Here is a 20,132-nt window from a genome sequence, read left to right as displayed (position 1 = left end):
CAACCTCCTTTGTTTAAAAGTAATGTGCCATTCAAAAGAAATGGCACATTACTTACGTACATCTATTCCTCTTCTGCTTCTTCAAGCTCTTCAATTACATTTTCTAGATCTAATGTGCCCTGTTCGACTCGATCAACTACAAATGACTGCATTTCCGCTAATCCTTGATCAATATCCATCTCTCCATGAACAAGATCAGCGACGTACGTATCAATTGCTTCTGCTACATACGGATAATGCTCATACGTATAAATGTGAAGAGCTTCCATTTGTTGCTCTGTTGAGGTAAAGAATGACTGCATATAGTTGGCATATTCAGGACTTTCAATTACATCGACACTGGCAACAATTTGACCAGCTTCAGCCCACTCAATAGAGTTTTCACGAATAAACTCTAAGAAATCAGCAATGACTGCTACTTTTTCATCTGTTCGATCTTCACTTTTCAACATCGAGAATAAGTGTGATGAAGCACGATTATGGAACACCTCTGGTTCAAATGCATATACATTCGTCACGCCAAAGTTTAAATCTTCCACCATACCGTGTCCAAGTGAGCTCCACGTACCATCCGTTGAAAAGATAACATCACCTGCTTGGAATGATAAATAACCATCTTCACCATACGGTGTCATTAATCCAGCATCTGCTAATTGTTTAATCGCTTCAATCGCTTCTCGCATTTCAGGAGTATTAACAGCAGGGTCTCCATTTTCATCTTCGACGTCTCCACCGAGGTTTTGGATTTGCGCTAAAACAACCCAACCTAACAACGCATCATTTAATACATATTGCCCTTCATCCATTTGACCTTGAAGTTCAAGCATTTCATCAAATGTCACAACATCATCGTCAAGCCAATGTTCAACGCCATATTTCTCTAAAAGGTCTTGATTGTAATACATCGCGCTACTATGAATATCCAATGGAATCGTATAAACGGTTCCATCAACAACCCCAGAGTTCCAAGCTTCTTCAATATAATTCTCTTCTCTTAATTCAGGTTGCTGAGACATCACTTCATCCATCGACTCTAATAAACCTTGATTTACAAAGTTCGGAACACGATCGGCATGAATCAACGTTAAATCAGGTATACCGCTTCCAGAGTTCAATACAGTGTAAAGATTCGTATATAGATCAGAGGTCACGACGTGATTCACTTCAAATTCTGGCTCTGTTTCATTAAAGGCCTGAACGAGAGCGTCCATATTAGCTCCATCTTCACCGGTTAACGGTGTCCAAAACTCAACCTGATTCTTATTCCCACCGCAACCTACTAACACAACGACAAGCAAAGAAAGCCCTAACAAAAATTTCATTGGATTTTTCATGTTTCTTCCCCCTTGTTACATATCTCGATTTAACTCGCTCAGTCGATAAAATAGATGGCCTAACTCCAACTTAGTAGAATAATAGTTGATATCGTTTACATTCTAAATAATGATCATTGACAAGCCTCTTATTTATCGAAAAAGTACAAATAACTTCCTTCTCAACATTGTACGAACATGTTAATAATTGAAAACGCTTAATACAAAATTTGTACTTATGAGCTGTTGTTAGTATTATATATAACTCTATTATGATTAGCAATACTTTTTTCATCATTTTTATTAATAATTAATATTTTGATTATAATTAATACTTTAGTTTATAATAAACTAATATAATAATTAATTGAACTACAGCTTTATATGGTCATTTCAAAGTAATCACAACTACTTTTTTGTCTATTATACTAGGAGTTCAAACAATTCACATTAAAAACTATAAAAATAATTCTATAAAGCAATCAAAATTTTTTATCTTATTATTTAACTTTATTGTTTACGATATACGCCATTAATTTAACTAATTTATTAGTTATTTGATCATACAATCTCAATTTCCAACTAAAAAAGGTATTACAAAGGAAGGTTTTAATCCTTTGTAATACCGATACTATACTATGAAGCCGTATCTACTTTCTCCTGCTTTCCATGTTTGACTAAAGCCTTTTCCTCCCACTTTCTCGTACGCCATCTTGCCCATAACGCAAGGCCACGAACCCATTCATCTGCAATAAAAGCAACCCAAATTCCTATTAGCCCCCAGCCAAAATGAATACCTAGAATGTAATAAAGAGGAACACTAAACATCCAAATAACGAGCATGGACACGAGCATTAAGTAACGAGCATCTCCAGCCGCTTGCAAAGTAGCGCCATATACTAAATTCAAACAGCGGCCCGGCTCTAATAAGAAGCCCATTAATAGTAACATTGCTCCCATTTGAATAATTTCAGGGTCTGAAGAGAAAAGGCTAAGTAATGGTTCACGAACAAGAACAATAAGTACTGTCATCGCTAAAGCAAGAGCCATACTCCAGCGTGTATTTCGAATCCCTTGACGATACGCCTCTTCCATTTTCCCTGCACCAATTAATCGTCCAGTCAAAATTTGTGACCCTCTACCGAGAGAAATCCCCAACACCATAACAAAGAACAGAACATTAAGCGTATAAATTCTCGTAGCTAGCATTTGAGTACCAAGTAACGTAATAAATGCAGTAGTCACTATTTGACTGCTAGAATATGAAATGATTGTCATTGATGAAGGAATTCCAATGCTTAATACTTTTTTTAATCGTTCTTTCTGAATATGGCTAAAGTCATTCCAAGTTAAGCGAAGGTTGACTCGATAATACAAAACAAATGCAAATGCAATAAGAGCAAGAAATTGACTAGTTGCCGTTGAAATCGCAACTCCGAGAACCCCCCATTGTGGAAAGCCAAACGCTCCATAAATAAACAAATAATTCCCAAAAATATTAATGATGTTCATTCCACCACTTACATACATCGTTTCCTTTGTAAAACCGTGAGTTTGGATTACAACAGACATCGTAACAATCATCGCTTGAAAAACAAGCGCTCCACCAACAATCATTAAAAATAATTGTGCTTGAGAAAATAGCTCTTGATCTAATTGAAAAATACTGAGTAACGGAGAACTGCATACAATGAGAACGATAGCTACAAGTAACCCAAATATAAAATTAATGAAAATACCATTACCTGTGTACTTTCTAATTTCTCCATATTTTTTTGCACCAATATACTGAGCAATAACGACCGAAGTGCCAGTAGCAATAAATTGAAACAAAAAAAACATAAACATAATGATTTGATTCGCTACTCCAACTGCAGCTACCGCTTCATCAGACACTTGACTTAGCATAAATGTATCGGCAGTACGTAACGAAAAGTGAAGCAATGATTCAATGAATATAGGCCATGTAACTGCAATTAAAGATACATGTTTCACATTAGCATTCGACATAAGTACTCCTTCTCCAAATGAAAACAATTCAATAGGGAATGAAATCATTAACAAGATTTTATTCATTTTACTAAAGATCATCCGATAACAAAAGCATAAATCATTCGAAACTAGAAATTCTTTTCAGTCAATAGCGTGTAAGTCTAAGGCATAATAATGCACCTCAACAGCTAGCTTCAATTGAGGTGCACGAATCCGTCATCCTAATATTCAATTCGATTTTCTGTTTCTTTCCATAATTCAAACGGTTGATAATGGATAAGACCATCAACTTTCTTCATTTTAATGGTGCGATTATTTAACGATAGAGATATTTGATCATAGATAAATTGATCGTCAAAGCCAATTTTAGCAGCATCTTCCCTCGTATAATAATAATAGACGGATTCAAGTCTCGCCCAATAGATTGCTCCTAAACACATTGGACATGGTTCACAGCTTGTAATGATGTGACAGTTTCGTAATTGGAAATCATTTAACCGTTCACAGGCAGAACGAATGGCTTGAATCTCTGCATGAGCCGTCGGATCTTTCTTTGATGTAACTTCATTTGTTCCTTCTGCAATGATTTTTCCATCTTTAACGATTACTGCTGCAAACGGTCCACCTTTTTGATCCCTACTATTTTCATAGGCTAGTTGCATCGTAACATTCATGATCTCGTTTACGTTCATCTTACCTTCTCCTTTCCTTTCTCACTCTCTATAGTTTCATACTAGAATATGATTGAAAATAGTGCCCCTTTCCCTTGAATAAAATCCATTAATATTCGTGATCCTATGACTAGTACATAAAGGGCACTGAAAAAGTTAAATAACATTTTTCAGTGGTCACATACAAGGAGGTTTCTAAATGGAGCAGACCAACCTGCAATTAATGAAAACACTTACCGAAACAGAAGGATTGCCAGGCTTTGAAGAACGTATTTTTCATGTGATGAAAACCGAAATTGCCTCTCATACGAGTCAGATCGAATCCGATCATTTAGGAAGCATCGTTGGAAGAATAGGTGAAGGTCAATCAAAAATATTGTTAGCAGGGCATTTAGATGAAGTTGGCTTTATCGTTAGCGGCATTACGAAAAATGGCTTTCTTCGCTTCCGTCCTTTAGGAGGATGGTGGGGACATGTTCTTCTTTCACAACGTGTTAAAGTATTAACAAAACAGAAAGATATTACTGGTGTTATCGGCTCAAAAGCTCCTCACGTCCTCACTTCTGAAGAACGGAAAAAGGTACTTGCTCTAGATAAAATGTTTATAGATATCGGTGCCAGTTCTCGCGAAGAAGCAGAATCATATGGAGTAGCTGTCGGTGATCCAATTGCAACCATTTGCCCATTCGAGCCACTCTCTAATGAAAAAATGCTTTTAAGTCGGACATGGGATAATCGCGCAGGCTGCTACATCGCTTTAAAAGTGTTAGAAAGGTTAAAGCAGGAAAAGCTACCAAACATACTTTATTCAGGTGCAACCGTTCAAGAAGAGGTTGGTTTACGTGGAGCAGAGACGTTAGCCAATATGATCCAGCCCCAAATAGCATTTGCGACAGATGTCGGTGTTGCTGGGGATACGCCAGGAATGAATAAGGAAGAAACGGGCTTAGAGCTAGGAAAAGGACCAGTTCTCTGCTTCATGGATCGATCAATGATTCCTCACCGTAAGCTTCGGGATTTTGTTGTAAATATCGCTAAAGAGAATTCAATCCCTTACCAAATTGACATTATGACCGGTGGTGGAACGGATGCTGGTAAATTCCACTTAAACCATCATGGTGTACCAACATTAGTCGTCAGTGTAGCCTCACGTTATATACATAGCCATGTTTCCATTGTTCATTATGACGACTTAGAACATGCTGTCACCTTATTATGCGAGGTCATTAAACAGCTTGATGATAAGACCATTCAATCGATTATCGGTTTATCCTAATATGAATATGGAGGAAGTCCTACTTTATAACCTACTTCCTCCTACTAATCACTATTTAATTTATGTTCAAAGTTGATTTATTTGAACATTCTCTTCACCATTGAAAGAAAAACTTTAATGACATCGTAATCGTCGTATAGGCAACAACACCAATAGCAAATGTAATAAAGTGTGACTCTTCATCAGGAGGTAACTCATATTTTAAAACATTCAAAATCATAGCACCAGAAATAAATGCAAAAATAACCGATTCCGTCAATGGAGATAATTGAACGGTCATCCCCGTCACCCAACCTGCTACAATTCCTAACGCTAACACATAACGCCCCACTTTATTATAAATATCTGCATATTCACGCCACATATCATGGGCAACTGCAACAAAATGAAGCCCTACTGCTAAGCCATAAAATACAGCCTGAATTCCCAATACATCATGTGAGATAATCGTATAAGCAACGAGCATATTATAGAAGCCAAAAAAGAGAATTTGTAACCAAAATAGCGTACGTGCTTTTTAGTCTCATCCTCCCTTTCTGCCTTTCTAACAACTTTCTGTATTCCATAAAAAATCAGAACACCTAATAGCCCAATAAAGTATAACTCAGATTCCATACTAAGGTAATCTCCATACTGCTTTACGTGCAATTGCTCCTTATGTAAAGTTGGCAGTACGTAAACAAATACATAGGAAACTGCTAGACCACCTGAAAAAGAAAACCATTTCAAACGATGGATTCGTTTAGATGGAATTAATTTATTCGCAAACAAATGAATGATAATAAAAACGAGTCCCATAATAAAAGCATCTATTGACATACACTGTCTCCTTCATTTGCATCCGTTTCTTTTGAATCCGTCACGATTTGAAATCTATTTCAATCACCAATGATTTCTTTCACTCTTCCGACAATACCACTTTCAAGCATCACTTTTATACCATGAGGATGGGTAGCTGATTTTGTTAAAACTTTGGCAACAACCCCATCTGTTAGCTGCCCCGTACGTTGGTCTTGCTTTTGAACGACCCTTACTTTTAAACCTTGCTTGATTTGCATTTTGTTCTCTCCTTTTTTTCAATGACAACGTAACATAATGAACGGTTTATAAGCTATTCATACTATATCAACGATAAACAAATATATGAAACGCTCCAAATACTACTGAAAGAAGCGAAATGACAAATATGATTCTATGCATATTCTTTTTGTTAGCGTCTTTATTTTCTATGTACACCTGACTAATCCATAAAAACAAAGTAACACTCAGTAAAAATGGAATGATTTCTCCTTTTTTTGTAAAGCCTGCCCAAATGACTAAACAAGTAGAGATGACCATCATAATGAATAAGCTTAATTTAAAATAAGACTTAAATTGACTCTTTCGCCAAACCGTTTCCATTTCGTTCGACTCCCTTTAATTTTACAAGTTATGCACAATGACGAGGGCAATAAAAAGTGATATGCAAACTTTTTCAGTGCCTTTACAATGACGTTTTCTTTTTCCGTTTTATTTTAGCATACAGCTATCACTTCTTCATATTAAGAAAAACTGCGCAGCAGTCTTTTCTTTAAAGTGGCGTGCGAAGCCGCCGCTCTCCTTTGAGGTTGCCAGCACCCTTTATGCTTTTCCTACATATCTTCCTCGAATTTTATACATTCGTATTTTTAACAAAAAAACCCCTAAAGGAGTTAAACACTTTTAGGAGTTATTTAGTCATATCATTTGCCTTTCCGAAAATCGATACTGCACCTTCTTCTATTTTTTTGATTCTTTCCTCTTGTTCTAAAAACAGACAAAACGTATTGACAGCCTTCATAGGTTCGGTATGGATTTGATCTAAATATTGCTCCCTTGATTGATCAGGGATTTTCGTACTTTTCAAAATTCGATCAGTCATATAATCCACACTCGTTTGAAACATTTGCTTATTCACATGCATCGATTCTTTAAATAATGCTAATCCAAATGCCCCAGATAAAGCAGCAATGACTACGACCAGCATCATCTCTTGACTAATCCCAATTTGAAACAAGATGATGCCCAAATGCATCATCGAAAATGTGATAAGTGGCATCGATATAAAGGTATATATAGTACTTTTTTTCATAAATGGTTTGAGCTTTGATTGAATTTTTTCGAGTTCTTTTGCTATATATGGTGATTGCTTTTGATTTGCTTTAAAAGACATCATCTCATACACCTCTTACGTTTCTTTATCTTCTTCCTCTAAAAATAAGGATAAACTTAATTAATTGTAAAATAGCCATTAACGTACTTGCGACATAGGTTAAGGCAGCTGCATTTAGGACGTTCCCTATCCCTTTTTCTTCTCGATTGGCAATTAAACCAAGCTCAATGAGCTTCTTTCTAGCTCGATTACTTGCATCAAATTCGACTGGCAAAGTAACAACTTGGAAGAGAACAGCCGCAGCAAATAATATAATGCCGACTCCAACTAAATTCATCATATTAAGTAAAAAGCCTCCAATGAACAAAAACGGAGCTAGCTGTGAACCGATATTTGCTAGTGGAAACAAGCGGTGACGAAGCACAAGCATCCCGTAACGTGTATCATCTTGAATAGCATGACCGACTTCATGAGCGGCCACAGCCAATGACGAAATCGAATTCCCTGCATATACTGGATCTGACAACCGAACTGTTTTGGCTGTCGGATCATAGTGATCAGATAGTGTCCCATTTCGTGAATGCTCAACTTTCACATGAGACAAGCCTTCCTTATCTAAGATCAAACGTGCCACCTGTGCACCTGTTAAATTAGAAGACGCTCGTACGCGTGACCATTTTTCAAAATTCCCTTTCACTTTCGTTTGTGCCCATAGTGCTAATCCTAAGGCAGCAAAAATCAAAAAATCCATTGGATGAAAAATCATTTAATCCATACTCCTTTTCTTATGAAGCAACAGAAACATCCATACGTCTCAACTTTGAATGCTTAACAAAATTGTCCGATCACAAACTTCTGCTTCCATTCCTTTATCTTGTAATTCCTTAACTATTTGCTTAACTGACTTTGATACAACGTCTTGAATCTTGTGTCCTGAAGAGTCCTCTTTGTTCACATTCTTCCCAACAAATTCATGTTTCATAAACACTCCACCCTCCAACTGTATCCTTTAATACTATTATAAAAATAATATATGAACTGAGTATGAACAAACAGCAAAGAAATATGTGAAATCGTGGAATATGGCGGTGTGATGCATGGTAAATTCTTAACACCTGTCCGAAGCCCCACAAAGCGTACCACCGAATCAGTGGTTTCCTTTTGTTTTAGCCTCTTTTTCGTCTTTCAATCGAACAATAAAAATGGAACCGAGCCCTTCCTCACTTACCACCTCAATCGAATATTGATGAATAGCGAGTATCTTTTTTACAATCGATAATCCGAGTCCATTTCCGTCAATGGCACTGCTTCTCGCTTTATCAACTTTGTAAAAGCGATCAAATAATTGAGGTATTGACTCTTCTGGAATTCCTTTTCCTGTATCTTTTATCCGAACGACCAAACCTCTAATTTCACGTTCACTTCCAATAGACACTTGTCCATTTTTCGGAGTATATTTAATCGCATTTGTTAGTAGATTAAACCATACTTGCTCCATCAAATCTTGATCTGCATAAATTTCAGCCTTTTCTAACTCTAATGATACGTATATACTTTTCTCTTTCCATAAAGGCTCTGTAGCAAGCACCGTTCGTCGTAATTGTTCATCTATACGATACGTTTCAGGACGATAGGGATGCTGTTCAGAATCAAGAGATGCGAGTCGTAATAGATTCTCACTCAAACGAGATAGCCTTTCTGTTTCTTGATAAATAATATCTAAATATTCCTTTTGATGTTGCTTTGGTACAACATCATCTTTAATTGCTTTCGTGAACCCTCTAATCGATGTAATTGGCGATTGAATTTCATGTGAAACGCTACTAACAAAATCTTCACGCATTTGGTCAATTTTCTCTACTTCTGAGGCCATATGGTTAAAGCTCGAAATTAATTCTCCAACTTCATCTGTACTCTTCGTCTCCATTCTAACTGAGAAGTTTCCCTTCGCCATTTCCCTAGCTGCATTCGTTAGTTTCTTTACAGGATTCACCAAATAACGAGAAGCAAGTAAAATAAGCCCACTGCCGATCATAAGAACAAGACATAACGTGAAAAAAACCACCTTCCGAAGCGATTCAAATTCCTCTTCATAATTTATGAAAACAAAAAGAGCATGCGTTTCCCCAGCAACGATAGAGACAGGAAGTCCAATGATTCGGTAATTAGCCTTATGTTCATAAGGTAATATATACGTTTCCCCTTGATTCAGCGACGTGATATGCTGAATCATAGGTTTCGACACCTCATTGACAATTTTCGCGTTTTCTCCAATCACTTCTCCACCTTCACTAACAATGACCGCATTAAAATAATATGTTTTAATGGTATCCATTAATTGAGGTAGGTCATCTGCACCGGTAAGCTCAACTATTTCGGCAACTCCTGAGGAAATATTCGAAAGTTCCTCATCAAAAATCACCTCAGAATGAAAGAAAGATGAAGAAATAAAAAAAGCACTTGCTAGACTAATTAGAACAACTCCGATAAATATGATAACAATTTGAAAGTATAAACTCTTTTTAAACACACACTACACCTCCTCAAGACGATAACCTAATCCTCTCACCGTTGTAATCGTCAAATCAGGAAATGCGGTTAATTGCTCACGAAGTCGTTTAATGTGGACATCCACCGTTCGTTCGTCTCCTTCATAGTCATAGCCCCAAATTTTTTCAATAAGCTGAGCTCTCGTAAAGATTTTTCCAGATGAGTGAGCAAGAGTAAATAGGAGTTCACATTCCTTCTTTTTCAAATAAAGAATTTCATTTTTAGATTGAACAGTAAGCTTATCTACATCAATTGCCGTTGAACCGACTATCACTTTACTTGTTGAATTCACATTGTATCTTTTTAATAATGCTTGAACTCGTAATAATAATTCAACAGGATCGAATGGCTTCACAACATAATCATCCGTACCAGCTCTAAATCCTTTTACTTTGTCCTGTGATTCTCCTTTGGCCGTTACCATCAAGATTGGAATATCTAAAAATGAGCGTATATCTTCTGTAAGCTCAATTCCATCTACATACGGCATCATCACATCGACAATCGCTAAATCAATCGGATGCGTCGTTAACATCATTAGGGCTTCCTTCCCATCAGCTGCCTCAATCACTTGAAAATGACTATTTTCTAAATATAAACGAATTAATTTTCGAATATGTGCATCATCATCTGCGACCAAAATAGTGGTCATTCTACTCACCTAGCTTTCATTATTGTTCAGCTTTTCCACTTAGTATATCACTTCAATATGAACTGATTATGAATTAAAAAGCCTCTTACATCTTCTAGCTCTTATTTTTGACATCATGGCCGTTTTACCCGATTCTCATTTCATACATATGATAAAGAGAAACCTATAAGTTGTTTCCTATTTGCTTAATAGAAAGGATCATTTAAAGTGAATATATGGAAGATTGTATGTATCTTCTACAATGTCATAAAAGTGTGTACTGACAATAGATCTAACACTGGATCTATTATATCTATTTACAACTAGTTATAGTTAGTTATAATTAGCTATAACTAATATCGTAATATAAAATAAGTTGGCTTATGAGACCTTCTCTGCTTTACAAATTCCAAAGAGAGATCATACCAATCGCACACATCTCAATGTCTAAAAAGGGGAGTATAAATGATAAAGAAAATTGTAGGATTCTTAATTGCTGTGCCACTACTTACAGCTTGTTTTAATCAAAATCAAACAGTGGAACTGTATGTTCCAACAGCTGCGAGTATAACGGATGCGATGGAGGAATTAATTGAGAAATATACGGAAGATAACGAAACGATAACCATTACGCCTACATATAGTAGCTCAGGAGATTTAAAAGACCAGATCAAAAATGGTGCGCCTGCTGATATCTTTCTTTCTGCAGCAATGTCATGGATGATCGAACTTGAAGAAGAAGGTTTTTTGAGCGAATTTACACCTCTATTACGAAATGAACTAGTTCTGATTACAAATTCTAAAAATACGCATAATATTGGATCGGCATCTGATCTTATGAATGATGGAATAGAAGGAATTTCAATTGGTGACCCAGAAACCGTCCCAGCTGGAGAATACGCCAAACAGGCTCTAACACTTGCTGATCTGTATAACGATATCAAAGGTCGACTTATTTTTGCTAATGACGTTCGCGGTGTTCTAACGTATGTAGAAACTGGGAATGTAGATGCGGGTTTTGTGTATCAAACAGATGCTATGGCATCAACTAACGTAACCATCATTGAAAAAATGAAAGTAAATGATCCTGTGCTCTACCCAATAGGACTCCTTTCAGACACTGAACACCCTGAAGAAGCAAAGGCATTTTACGAATGGCTAAAAGGCGATGAAGCAAAAAAAATATTCAAAGCAAATGGGTTTGAGTTTGAATCATGACATTATTTGACAGGTTTCTTTCTCCAGTTTTTATCTCAATACAAGTGATCATGATCGCAAGTATCGTCTCCTTTATTACCGCTCTCTTCGTTGCATGGTGGATGAAAGACAGAAAATTCAAAGGCAAAAGTGCTCTTGATACGCTTTTAATGCTGCCTTTGGTACTGCCACCAACCGTTGTCGGCTTTGGTTTACTTACCCTTTTAGGACGGCAAAGCTTCATTGGAAGATCCTTCGAATGGCTATTTTCTCAGCCTCTCGTTTTTTCCTTTTGGGCAGCTGTTGTTGCTGCTGCTGTTGTTGCTTTCCCACTCATTTACCAAACACTCCGGACAGGATTTGAATCTGTTGATAGTGAACTAATTGAGGCAGCTCGACAACTCGGCGGAAACGAAAAGCAAATTTTCCGTTTTGTCATCTTACCATTATCGTGGCGATATATATTAACAGGCTACATGCTTGGATTCGCTAGAGGGCTCGGCGAATTCGGTGCTACGATTATGTTCGCAGGAAATATACCAGGTCGAACTCAGACTATGCCTAGCGCTATTTATTCTGCTGTTCAATCTGGTAGAACAGAAATGGCCTATTTTTGGGTCATCACTTTGGTCCTATTTTCCTTTGTCCTACTCTCTGTCGTCCAACGTTTGAAACCTTAAGCTTATACTAAGGTAGCATTTTATATTTAAATCATTGAGGCGGGACAAAACAAAAGTGTTCAGCTGAGAATCCGAGCATTTAGATACCGTAGCGGATGAAATATACGTAAACACCTGCGAGATGAAAAGCAAAGGTGATACCCCACAGTACGTAGGCTCACCAGCTTCCGCGGAAAGCGAAGTATATTTCAGGAGCAGCGAATGTGCTCCACTCTAAATTTGTTCGGCATCTCACTTAAGAAAATACTTTTGTCCTAGCCTCAATTAATTTGATTGACAAATTAATTGCTTTGGTGAACTCATTATTAGGCTCCATCGTCCTCCAAGTATAAATAAACCTTCCCTGTTGACTTCTAAACAGCCCTTCCATTCTTCCTTTAAATTTTTCGTGTTCATATTCAGTTCATAATCCTATGTTACCTTTTACGCTGTAGTCATCTTTTGTGAACAAATGCACGAAGGGGATGCTTTTAACTTTTAAGTAGATGAAGGAGGAAAAGAGAAGCATGACGAAATTTTCAATTAAAAGACCGATTTTCACCATTGTAGCAATGATATTATTTCTATTGTTAGGGGCGATTTCTTTAACGAATATTCCGCTACAATTAATGCCTAACATTAACCCGCCGATAGGTGCTGTCGTCACAAGCTACCCTAATGCTGGCCCAGAAGAAGTATTAGATAAAGTATCGGAACCGTTAGAGAATAGCTTAGCTACCATTCCTGGTTTGAACAATATTAGTTCGATCTCTATGGAAAATGCGTCGATGACGATTTTAGAATTCTCTTGGGATACGGCGATTGAGGATGTTGAAAATGACATAATAGGCAGGATGAACCAAACAAATCTACCATCTGACGCTGGTTCACCTAGCTTTTTGAAATTTGACCCATCACAGCTTCCTATTATCCAATTAACATTATCATCTGATAAGGACCATTTTAATGAGCTTGTTCTTGATCTAGAACGTGAGCTTCAAAAGACTGATGGAGTTGCATCGATTGATGTAACCGGAGAAGCGATTGATGAAATTATTGTCGAGCTTGATCAACATGAACTCGAAACGTATGGCCTTGAACAAGCTGATGTCGTATCAATCATCCAAGCCCACAATGTTACTGCACCAGGAGGACTAGTAGAAAGTGGAGATTTACAATATACAAGTCGTGTCTTATTTGAAATGACAAGTATCCGCGATATTGAAACGATTGTTGTCTCAGTCAATCCAGAAACGGGTGAGAACATTACAGTTGGTGATATTGCCAATGTTGAACTCGTTGCTGACCATGGTGGTGCGATTACGAGAACAAATCAGGAACCTTCCATTATGATGAGTGTTCAACAGCAAGCTGATGCAAACCTAGCAGAAGTGTCAACCGCTTTTAACGACCGTTTATCTGAACTATTAGATGAGCAGAAGTATAATGATTTAGAGGTCGCTGTCGTGTTTGATCAAGGAGACTATGTTCAAGAAGCGATTTCAAGCGTCATGACCGCACTTATTTTAGGTGGGTTATTCGCAATCATTGTTTTGTTTGCTTTTTTAAGAAGCTTCAAGACACCATTTATTGTCGGAATTGCGATCCCATTCTCTGTCATCGTTACGTTTGTCTTACTGTATTTCACCAATCTTTCGTTAAATATTATGACGTTAGGCGGACTAGCTCTTGGTATTGGAATGCTTGTTGATAACTCAATTGTCGTTATTGAAAATATATATCGACACTTATCAATGAAAAAGACGGCTCAAGAAGCCGCTTACGATGGAACGAAAGAAGTAGGTGGAGCAATTACAGCTTCAACGTTGACAACCATTTCTGTCTTCTTACCGATTGTCTTTATTTCAGGTATCGTTGGCGATATATTTATGGAATTTGCACTGACAGTCTCATTTAGCTTATTAGCATCATTAGCCGTTGCTTTAACCGTTGTTCCGATGATGGCCAGTCGGATGCTAAAGGCACCGAAAGAGAATATCGAAGAAAAGCGTCAGCAAGGTCGATTCATGAAAACAATCGATACAACGATTAAATGGGCTTTAAAGCGCAGATTAAGTGTACTTGGAATAACCTTCTTATTATTAGTAGCTGGTGCAGTAGGCGTATCCCAAGTCGGTGTCGAATTTATCCCTGATACGGATGAAGGATTTTTCCAAATTGATGTTGAAATGGAGCGAGGCACTCCACTTGAAGAAACATTATCAGCAGTTGAAGAAATAGAAGATGTGTTAGATGATGAACGTGATATTCTACATTATGTTAGTACAGTAGGTTCTAGTGGCGGAGAAGGAACCATCTTAGGTGGCTCCAGTTCACACGAAGCCTCGATCTTCATTACGATGAGAGCTTTAGATGAGCGATCTATATCGACCGCTGATTTTGCTGACTCGATTCGTCGCGATGTTGAACGTGCTGCTTCAGATGCTCATATTTCCATTCAGCAGCAAGCGATGATGGGCGGAGCACCCAACACAATTACGTTTAACGTATTAGACTTTGATCCTAATCGTTTAGAAGATGTCGTCATGGAAATAACAGAAGAATTTGAAGACATGAGTGAATTTAATGAAGTGACGAATGACTTAACTGAGACAGTAACAGAAATTCAATTTCTTGTTGATGAAGAAACAGCAAGAGAACATGGCTTTGCTCCCGCTCAAATCGCTCAATCATTAAATCAAATTATGAACGGCGCTTTTGCGACCCAAATTGTGACAGATGATCATGACATTTACGAAGTTCACGTTCGTTACAGTGAGGAATTTATGACAACACTTGAAGATGTTGAAAATTTAATCCTTCGCGCACCGACAGGCGAATACGTGGTATTAAGTGATGTCGTTGAAGCCGTTGAAGGAGAAGGACCGATTACGATTAATCGGATCAATCAAGAATCGGCCGTTCAATTTAGTTTACAATATGGAAATCAGTACACATTAGGGGAAATGTCACAGCTCGTTCAACAAACAATTGATGATTTGGATATTGCTGATGAGACGACGATTTCCTATACTGGTGATCAGCAAATGCTAGACGATGCGATCGGTGATCTAACACTTGCCTTGTTACTTGCGTTAGTATTTGTCTTTCTCGTTCTAGCGGCACAATTTGAATCTTTTAAATACCCACTAGTTATTATGTTCAGTGTACCACTCGTTGTCATCGGTGTTGCTCTTGGTCTTACGGTTACATTAACACCACTTAGCATTATGGCGTTCATTGGCTTAATTGTCCTAGCAGGAATAGTCGTCAACAATGCAATTGTATTAGTTGATTATATTAATAAGAAGAAAGAAGCAGGAGTAAGAAGCTATGATGCTATTATCGAAGGAGTCAAAGACCGTGCACGTCCAATATTCATGACGTCACTTACAACGATTCTAGGACTCGTTCCACTCGCATTAGGGATGGGTGAAGGTTCTGAAATTCAACAACCGATGGCGATTACGGTTATTGGGGGATTGATTAGTTCAACATTCTTAACGTTAATCTTCATTCCAGTTATTTACAGCTTTTTTGATAAAGATACGAGACGAATGAATAAGAAATATGCAACTCCTGACGGACAACTTATTCCAGCCTATTTGCTCGAAGAAAAATACGAGCTAGGTGAACATACAAGCTCTCGCAAAGCTTTACCTTTTCATGAAGAGGAGCACAACGAAAGAAACTTACGAGAAGATGAATATGAAATAGAATTTGAGCAAGTAGAAAAAGATGAGGAGCCCTACAATACTTCAGAATCCAATGAAACTCGTGAAATCGATTCAGACTCAGAGCAACGCTCACGCATTTCACGTGATGAATTATTAGATTTACTAGAAGATGTGCTAGAAAAAGATCGCGACCGTCGAAAGAGTGATGATCAAGATTAGACTGAGGAAAAACTGAGTAATGGTATTCTTACAAGCACAATTACACAGTGATTACAAAAGGTTTTTTATTGAATGTATGTGCACCTTGAGACTGGGATAAACACATTTCCATGAATAGGAATCCGAACAACTACATGGCGGTGCAAATAAGCACCGCTCCTGAAATATTCATGATGTTCGGATTCTCTGTTAAACATTTTTTGTGTTTCCCAATCTCTACAATATTAGTACAATTTCAAATCAGGTTCCACACTAACTAATATTCCTCTTTTCTTTTTTTAATTGTTCCATTAATAATAATTAACCTTTCAATCTCCTCTTCAGTTAATTGATCATAGCGTGATAATTCTTCTTTTATGTATACAATTGCTTTGCTATCTTTGCTATCATTTGATAGAAAGTGAGTAGCAATTGAACCTGTAATCATTCCAATTAGCCCAATTCCAAATAACATGAGTATAAACGCAATAACCCTACCTAATTCCGTCTCCGGCGAAATATCTCCATAACCAACCGTTGTAGCCGTCACAACAGCCCACCAAAGAGCATCTGAATACGTCTCGATACTAGACTCTACACTCTTTATTGGAATGGCAGATAAAAAAATTAAACACATAGTAAAAGTAATCACTTTATGTAAGCCATTTGTTTTAAGTATACTATAAAATGGTTTTAAAAAGTGAGCACTGATAGCAAATAGCCTTATAGCTCTAGCCAATCTAGCTATACGTGCTAATTGAAAAATAGAATCAAAAGGGATAATAGCAATTAAGTCGAAAGGATATCTTTTCAAATATTTGACTTTCTCCTTACTACTTAAGAAACGAATAGTAATATCAATAACGAATACTAACCAAACGATACGATCTAAGAAATACCACCTATTGAAATGATCTGACCAAATGACTAACACTGATATAAAAGCTAAAATTACCATCATGATTTCATATATTAAATTCCACTTTATCTTCATTCTCTATTTCCTTCCAACAATGGTTTTATATATTATAAATCATATTTTCCTTCTTACAAAAAAGCTAGGCAACTTCACCCTAGCTTCACATCAACTCAAAAACAAAATCCCATATCCGATCGCACCGACGATTACAAGAGACGGATGTACCTTCCATTTATGTAATAAAAGAAAGCTCATCACAACTAGAAATAACGTTTGCCCTATTCCTGCATGATCATAGGAGCTTTCGAAAAAGCGGTATGCCATTACACCTAATAATACAGCAATTGTTGGCCGTATCAGTGCCGTCATCTTTTTCACTTTTGGTGAATCTTTAAATTTGTATAAAAAACCTAACAACACTATCATTAAGATCAATGATGGTGCAACAGTTGCAAAGACAGCGATTGTCGCTCCAATGACACCAGCGACATCATAGCCAATATAACCAGCCATTTTCGTAGCAATTGGCCCAGGGAGCGCATTTCCAAGTGCGAGCACTTCACTAAATTGCTCGACCGTCATCCATTCAAAGCGATGAACGACTTCGTACTCGATTAACGGAATCGAAGCAGGTCCACCCCCATAACCAATTATTCCTGGAATGAAGAAGGCGATAAAAAGCTCGACATAAATCATTTAGCTTCCCCTCCTTCTTGAACACTTTCCTTTGCTTTGGTTCGTTGGAAAAACGGAACACATAATAAAATCAAGATTAATATAGCTGGATGCAATCCGAATAGTTCGATCATCACAACACTCATAACTGCAAGTAAAATACACACGATCCATCCTAAACCAGTTTTTGCATTTTTCAAAAAGTCCCACGTCAAAAGCGCCAACATCACACCAACAACAGGCAATACACCATTTGTAACACCATTGACCCATGCGTAGTCACTGAAATTAGTTAATGACGCAAGCAGAATAATCATTAAAAATATCGTCGGAACGATAGAAGCTGACACAGCGACAATCATTCCTAACACACCAGCGACACGATAGCCAATATAACCAGCCATTTTTGTATTTATTGGACCAGGTAATGTATTTCCTAGAGCTAATACATCACCAAATTCATCATTATTCATCCATTTATATATATCGACAACTTCTTTTTGGACAAGCGGAATAGCAGACGGGCCACCACCAAACCCTAATATCCCTGACCGAAAAAAAGCGACAAAAAGATCCCAATAACGTTTCATTCCCCTTTAATCTCCTTATTAATATCCAATCGCCATGCCATCCCCTCTTGGGTCTGCTCCGCCATACTTCATTCCATTTTCCGGGTCAATCCATATCGCTCCTGCATGACCCATCATATCTGTGTATGGCTCTACCATTTCAATTGGATGTCCTCGTCGTTTTAATTCTTTTAGAACATGCTCACGCATCCGCGACTCAACTTTAACCGTATTCGACAGAGCTCCCCACGTTCGTCCATATAACCACCTCGGTGCTTCAATCGCCTCTTGAGGAGACATTCCGTAATCGATCATTTTCGTAACGAGTGCTGCTTGCGTTTGCGGTTGCCCTTCTCCGCCCATTGTACCATAAATAAGGAGAGGCTCAGAGTGATATGTCACCATTGCCGGGTTTAACGTATGAAAGGTTCGTTTATGTGGTTCAAGTTTATTAATATGTTTTGGATTTAGCGAAAAAAAGCTCCCTCGGTTTTGCAGAAGTATTCCCGTTCCTTTTGGGATAATACCTGAACCAAAATCGTGATAAATGCTTTGAATACAAGATACAGCATTCCCTTGCTGATCAACAACTCCGAACCAAGCCGTATCCCCTTTAGGATCAAGGAGCTTTTCATGATTTAGTGCTGCCGACATTTGGATTTGCTTCGCTAATTCCTTTGCTCTATCTTCTGACAACAATTCATCGATCGGGATATTTACAAAGTGAGGATCTGTTATCCATTGATCACGATCAGAAAAGGCAAGCTTCGTCGCTTCTAGAATGAGATGGACATAATCGGCTGAATCCACCGCAATATGACGGAGGTCAAATTGATTCAGTACATTTAAAATCGATAACGACGTCATTCCTTGTGTATTGGGAGGGAGATTGTAAGCTGTATATTCCCGATAAGGAACAGAAAGAGGAGTAACCCACTCTGATTGATGCGAGGCAAAATCATCTAATGTGAGCATTCCATCATGCTGTTGAAAGTCTTCAATTATTGCTTTTGTAATACCACCCTCATAAAACGTCCGTGCCCCCTTATCCGCGATTTCCTCAAGTGTATTTGCTAAATCGTGTAACGTCATGACCTCACCTACCTGAAAAGGCTGATAATCATCATTTAGAAACGTTTTCCTAAATTCACGATAATTTTGTAGATTCGTGCTTTCATTGTACACATTACACTTTGTCCAATAGTGCTGACTTGGTGTAACTGGAAATCCATATTTCGCATACGAAATAGCCGTTTGAAATAAGTCGGACCAGCGTGCTGTTCCTTGCAAATGCTTCTGTGAATATTGAAAGACTTGATCCCAGCCACAAACCGCACCTGGAACCGTATTAGCAGCTAAATAACCGCGCGTTGGAATTTGTTGATACTTTCGATCGATATAAAACGGAATCGTTGCTTTTTCTCCAGAACGGCCACTCGCATTTAAACCACGCATACATGTTGACTTTGCATCATACATAAGCCAGAAGCTATCACCACCAACTCCATTCATATGCGGATAAACAACCGCTAGTGTCGAGGCAACAGCAATCGCTGCCTCCCATGCATTTCCCCCTTCACGTAACACACTTACTCCTGCTTGTGATGCTAAATAATGAGGACTTGTCACCATTACTCCAGGGGCCATTGTTGTCGGTCGATATGCTTTCATCTT

The 20,132-nt window shown here is 37.8% G+C and carries 20 protein-coding genes; 4 read left to right on the top strand and 16 right to left on the bottom strand.

The window, feature by feature from the left end; translation table 11 throughout:
* Window positions 1-62: 62 nt before the first annotated feature.
* From JCM9152_RS05590 to JCM9152_RS05580, 3 genes are all read right to left on the bottom strand, one after another.
* The gene (locus tag JCM9152_RS05590) at window positions 63-1,334 is read right to left on the bottom strand and encodes an extracellular solute-binding protein (RefSeq protein ID WP_035341864.1); all 1,272 of its coding nucleotides are present in this window, start codon (window positions 1,332-1,334) and stop codon (window positions 63-65) included.
* A gap of 615 nt (window positions 1,335-1,949) precedes the next feature.
* On the bottom strand, window positions 1,950-3,323 hold the full coding sequence (locus tag JCM9152_RS05585) for an MATE family efflux transporter (protein ID WP_035342018.1): 1,374 nt from the start codon (window positions 3,321-3,323) through the stop codon (window positions 1,950-1,952).
* 203 nt (window positions 3,324-3,526) lie between these two features.
* A complete protein-coding gene (locus JCM9152_RS05580) occupies window positions 3,527-3,997 on the bottom strand; it encodes a nucleoside deaminase (RefSeq protein ID WP_035341861.1) in 471 nt (156 codons plus the stop codon).
* 178 nt (window positions 3,998-4,175) lie between these two features.
* On the opposite strand from JCM9152_RS05580, the gene JCM9152_RS05575 reads away from it, so the two are divergent.
* Window positions 4,176-5,252: a M42 family metallopeptidase gene (locus JCM9152_RS05575; RefSeq protein WP_035341859.1), complete on the top strand. Its 1,077-nt coding sequence runs from the start codon at window positions 4,176-4,178 to the stop codon at window positions 5,250-5,252.
* Window positions 5,253-5,346: 94 nt separating this feature from the next.
* Here the strand turns inward: JCM9152_RS05575 and JCM9152_RS23160 are convergent, their stop codons facing one another.
* The 9 genes from JCM9152_RS23160 to JCM9152_RS05540 form a co-directional block, all read right to left on the bottom strand.
* Window positions 5,347-5,718 carry a hypothetical protein gene (locus JCM9152_RS23160; RefSeq protein WP_500778233.1) on the bottom strand — a complete coding sequence of 124 codons (372 nt, stop codon included), beginning with the start codon at window positions 5,716-5,718 and terminating at the stop codon, window positions 5,347-5,349.
* Entirely contained in the window at window positions 5,652-6,071 is a 420-nt protein-coding gene (locus tag JCM9152_RS23155; protein WP_052015635.1) for a hypothetical protein, read from the bottom strand. Before JCM9152_RS23155 ends, JCM9152_RS23160 begins: the two co-directional genes overlap by 67 nt.
* Before the next feature lie 59 nt (window positions 6,072-6,130).
* Window positions 6,131-6,310: a YwbE family protein gene (locus JCM9152_RS05565; protein ID WP_035341856.1), complete on the bottom strand. Its 180-nt coding sequence runs from the start codon at window positions 6,308-6,310 to the stop codon at window positions 6,131-6,133.
* 67 nt (window positions 6,311-6,377) lie between these two features.
* Window positions 6,378-6,653 (bottom strand): hypothetical protein, encoded by a 276-nt coding sequence (locus JCM9152_RS05560; RefSeq protein WP_035341854.1) that lies wholly within the window; start codon window positions 6,651-6,653, stop codon window positions 6,378-6,380.
* Window positions 6,654-6,960: 307 nt separating this feature from the next.
* Window positions 6,961-7,443 carry a DUF5392 family protein gene (locus JCM9152_RS05555; RefSeq protein WP_148296439.1) on the bottom strand — a complete coding sequence of 161 codons (483 nt, stop codon included), beginning with the start codon at window positions 7,441-7,443 and terminating at the stop codon, window positions 6,961-6,963.
* Between the two features lie 25 nt (window positions 7,444-7,468).
* Window positions 7,469-8,149, bottom strand: coding sequence for a zinc metallopeptidase (locus JCM9152_RS05550; protein ID WP_035341851.1), 681 nt, complete (start codon window positions 8,147-8,149; stop codon window positions 7,469-7,471).
* 48 nt (window positions 8,150-8,197) lie between these two features.
* Window positions 8,198-8,365: a hypothetical protein gene (locus JCM9152_RS22565; RefSeq protein WP_156314979.1), complete on the bottom strand. Its 168-nt coding sequence runs from the start codon at window positions 8,363-8,365 to the stop codon at window positions 8,198-8,200.
* Between the two features lie 165 nt (window positions 8,366-8,530).
* The gene (locus tag JCM9152_RS05545) at window positions 8,531-9,913 is read right to left on the bottom strand and encodes a sensor histidine kinase (protein WP_035341849.1); all 1,383 of its coding nucleotides are present in this window, start codon (window positions 9,911-9,913) and stop codon (window positions 8,531-8,533) included.
* A gap of 3 nt (window positions 9,914-9,916) precedes the next feature.
* Window positions 9,917-10,585, bottom strand: a complete 669-nt coding sequence (locus tag JCM9152_RS05540) for a response regulator transcription factor (protein ID WP_035341847.1) — start codon at window positions 10,583-10,585, stop codon at window positions 9,917-9,919.
* Between the two features lie 444 nt (window positions 10,586-11,029).
* Between JCM9152_RS05540 and modA the strand changes: the two genes are divergently transcribed.
* The 3 genes from modA to JCM9152_RS05525 all read left to right on the top strand — a co-directional run bounded on the left by modA (window position 11,030) and on the right by JCM9152_RS05525 (window position 16,316).
* Window positions 11,030-11,782: a molybdate ABC transporter substrate-binding protein gene (modA, locus tag JCM9152_RS05535; protein WP_035341845.1), complete on the top strand. Its 753-nt coding sequence runs from the start codon at window positions 11,030-11,032 to the stop codon at window positions 11,780-11,782.
* The gene (gene modB, locus JCM9152_RS05530; protein WP_035341843.1) at window positions 11,779-12,441 is read left to right on the top strand and encodes a molybdate ABC transporter permease subunit; all 663 of its coding nucleotides are present in this window, start codon (window positions 11,779-11,781) and stop codon (window positions 12,439-12,441) included. The genes modA and modB overlap by 4 nt, the downstream gene beginning before the upstream one ends.
* A 506-nt stretch (window positions 12,442-12,947) precedes the next feature.
* Window positions 12,948-16,316 carry an efflux RND transporter permease subunit gene (locus JCM9152_RS05525; protein ID WP_035341841.1) on the top strand — a complete coding sequence of 1,123 codons (3,369 nt, stop codon included), beginning with the start codon at window positions 12,948-12,950 and terminating at the stop codon, window positions 16,314-16,316.
* Between the two features lie 256 nt (window positions 16,317-16,572).
* Here the strand turns inward: JCM9152_RS05525 and JCM9152_RS05520 are convergent, their stop codons facing one another.
* The 4 genes from JCM9152_RS05520 to ggt form a co-directional block, all read right to left on the bottom strand.
* Window positions 16,573-17,289: a potassium channel family protein gene (locus JCM9152_RS05520; protein WP_035341839.1), complete on the bottom strand. Its 717-nt coding sequence runs from the start codon at window positions 17,287-17,289 to the stop codon at window positions 16,573-16,575.
* A gap of 90 nt (window positions 17,290-17,379) precedes the next feature.
* Window positions 17,380-17,910 carry a chromate transporter gene (locus JCM9152_RS05515; RefSeq protein ID WP_035341837.1) on the bottom strand — a complete coding sequence of 177 codons (531 nt, stop codon included), beginning with the start codon at window positions 17,908-17,910 and terminating at the stop codon, window positions 17,380-17,382.
* Window positions 17,907-18,479: a chromate transporter gene (locus JCM9152_RS05510; protein ID WP_035341834.1), complete on the bottom strand. Its 573-nt coding sequence runs from the start codon at window positions 18,477-18,479 to the stop codon at window positions 17,907-17,909. Before JCM9152_RS05510 ends, JCM9152_RS05515 begins: the two co-directional genes overlap by 4 nt.
* Window positions 18,480-18,497: 18 nt before the next feature.
* A complete protein-coding gene (gene ggt / locus JCM9152_RS05505) occupies window positions 18,498-20,129 on the bottom strand; it encodes a gamma-glutamyltransferase (RefSeq protein ID WP_035341831.1) in 1,632 nt (543 codons plus the stop codon).
* Window positions 20,130-20,132: the final 3 nt, after the last annotated feature.

The organism is Halalkalibacter hemicellulosilyticusJCM 9152, assembly GCF_000513115.1.
GTDB classification, from domain to species: domain Bacteria; phylum Bacillota; class Bacilli; order Bacillales; family Bacillaceae_D; genus Halalkalibacter; species Halalkalibacter hemicellulosilyticus.
Note: the sequence above shows the minus strand (reverse complement) of the source record. Positions and strands in the feature narration are given on the sequence as shown.

Bases quoted from the DNA above. Each gene is read 5' to 3' on its own strand.
- modB (WP_035341843.1), top strand. From the start codon at position 11,779: ATGACATTATTTGACAGGTTTCTTTCTCCAGTTTTTATCTCAATACAA.
- JCM9152_RS05540 (WP_035341847.1), bottom strand. From the start codon at position 10,585: ATGACCACTATTTTGGTCGCAGATGATGATGCACATATTCGAAAATTA.
- JCM9152_RS22565 (WP_156314979.1), bottom strand. From the start codon at position 8,365: ATGAAACATGAATTTGTTGGGAAGAATGTGAACAAAGAGGACTCTTCA.
- JCM9152_RS05550 (WP_035341851.1), bottom strand. From the start codon at position 8,149: ATGATTTTTCATCCAATGGATTTTTTGATTTTTGCTGCCTTAGGATTA.
- JCM9152_RS05555 (WP_148296439.1), bottom strand. From the start codon at position 7,443: ATGTCTTTTAAAGCAAATCAAAAGCAATCACCATATATAGCAAAAGAA.
- JCM9152_RS23155 (WP_052015635.1), bottom strand. From the start codon at position 6,071: ATGTCAATAGATGCTTTTATTATGGGACTCGTTTTTATTATCATTCAT.
- JCM9152_RS05565 (WP_035341856.1), bottom strand. From the start codon at position 6,310: ATGCAAATCAAGCAAGGTTTAAAAGTAAGGGTCGTTCAAAAGCAAGAC.
- JCM9152_RS05575 (WP_035341859.1), top strand. From the start codon at position 4,176: ATGGAGCAGACCAACCTGCAATTAATGAAAACACTTACCGAAACAGAA.
- JCM9152_RS05520 (WP_035341839.1), bottom strand. From the start codon at position 17,289: ATGAAGATAAAGTGGAATTTAATATATGAAATCATGATGGTAATTTTA.
- JCM9152_RS05515 (WP_035341837.1), bottom strand. From the start codon at position 17,910: ATGATTTATGTCGAGCTTTTTATCGCCTTCTTCATTCCAGGAATAATT.
- JCM9152_RS23160 (WP_500778233.1), bottom strand. From the start codon at position 5,718: ATGCTCGTTGCTTATACGATTATCTCACATGATGTATTGGGAATTCAG.
- modA (WP_035341845.1), top strand. From the start codon at position 11,030: ATGATAAAGAAAATTGTAGGATTCTTAATTGCTGTGCCACTACTTACA.
- JCM9152_RS05560 (WP_035341854.1), bottom strand. From the start codon at position 6,653: ATGGAAACGGTTTGGCGAAAGAGTCAATTTAAGTCTTATTTTAAATTA.
- JCM9152_RS05580 (WP_035341861.1), bottom strand. From the start codon at position 3,997: ATGAACGTAAACGAGATCATGAATGTTACGATGCAACTAGCCTATGAA.
- JCM9152_RS05585 (WP_035342018.1), bottom strand. From the start codon at position 3,323: ATGTCGAATGCTAATGTGAAACATGTATCTTTAATTGCAGTTACATGG.
- JCM9152_RS05525 (WP_035341841.1), top strand. From the start codon at position 12,948: ATGACGAAATTTTCAATTAAAAGACCGATTTTCACCATTGTAGCAATG.
- JCM9152_RS05590 (WP_035341864.1), bottom strand. From the start codon at position 1,334: ATGAAAAATCCAATGAAATTTTTGTTAGGGCTTTCTTTGCTTGTCGTT.
- JCM9152_RS05510 (WP_035341834.1), bottom strand. From the start codon at position 18,479: ATGAAACGTTATTGGGATCTTTTTGTCGCTTTTTTTCGGTCAGGGATA.
- ggt (WP_035341831.1), bottom strand. From the start codon at position 20,129: ATGAAAGCATATCGACCGACAACAATGGCCCCTGGAGTAATGGTGACA.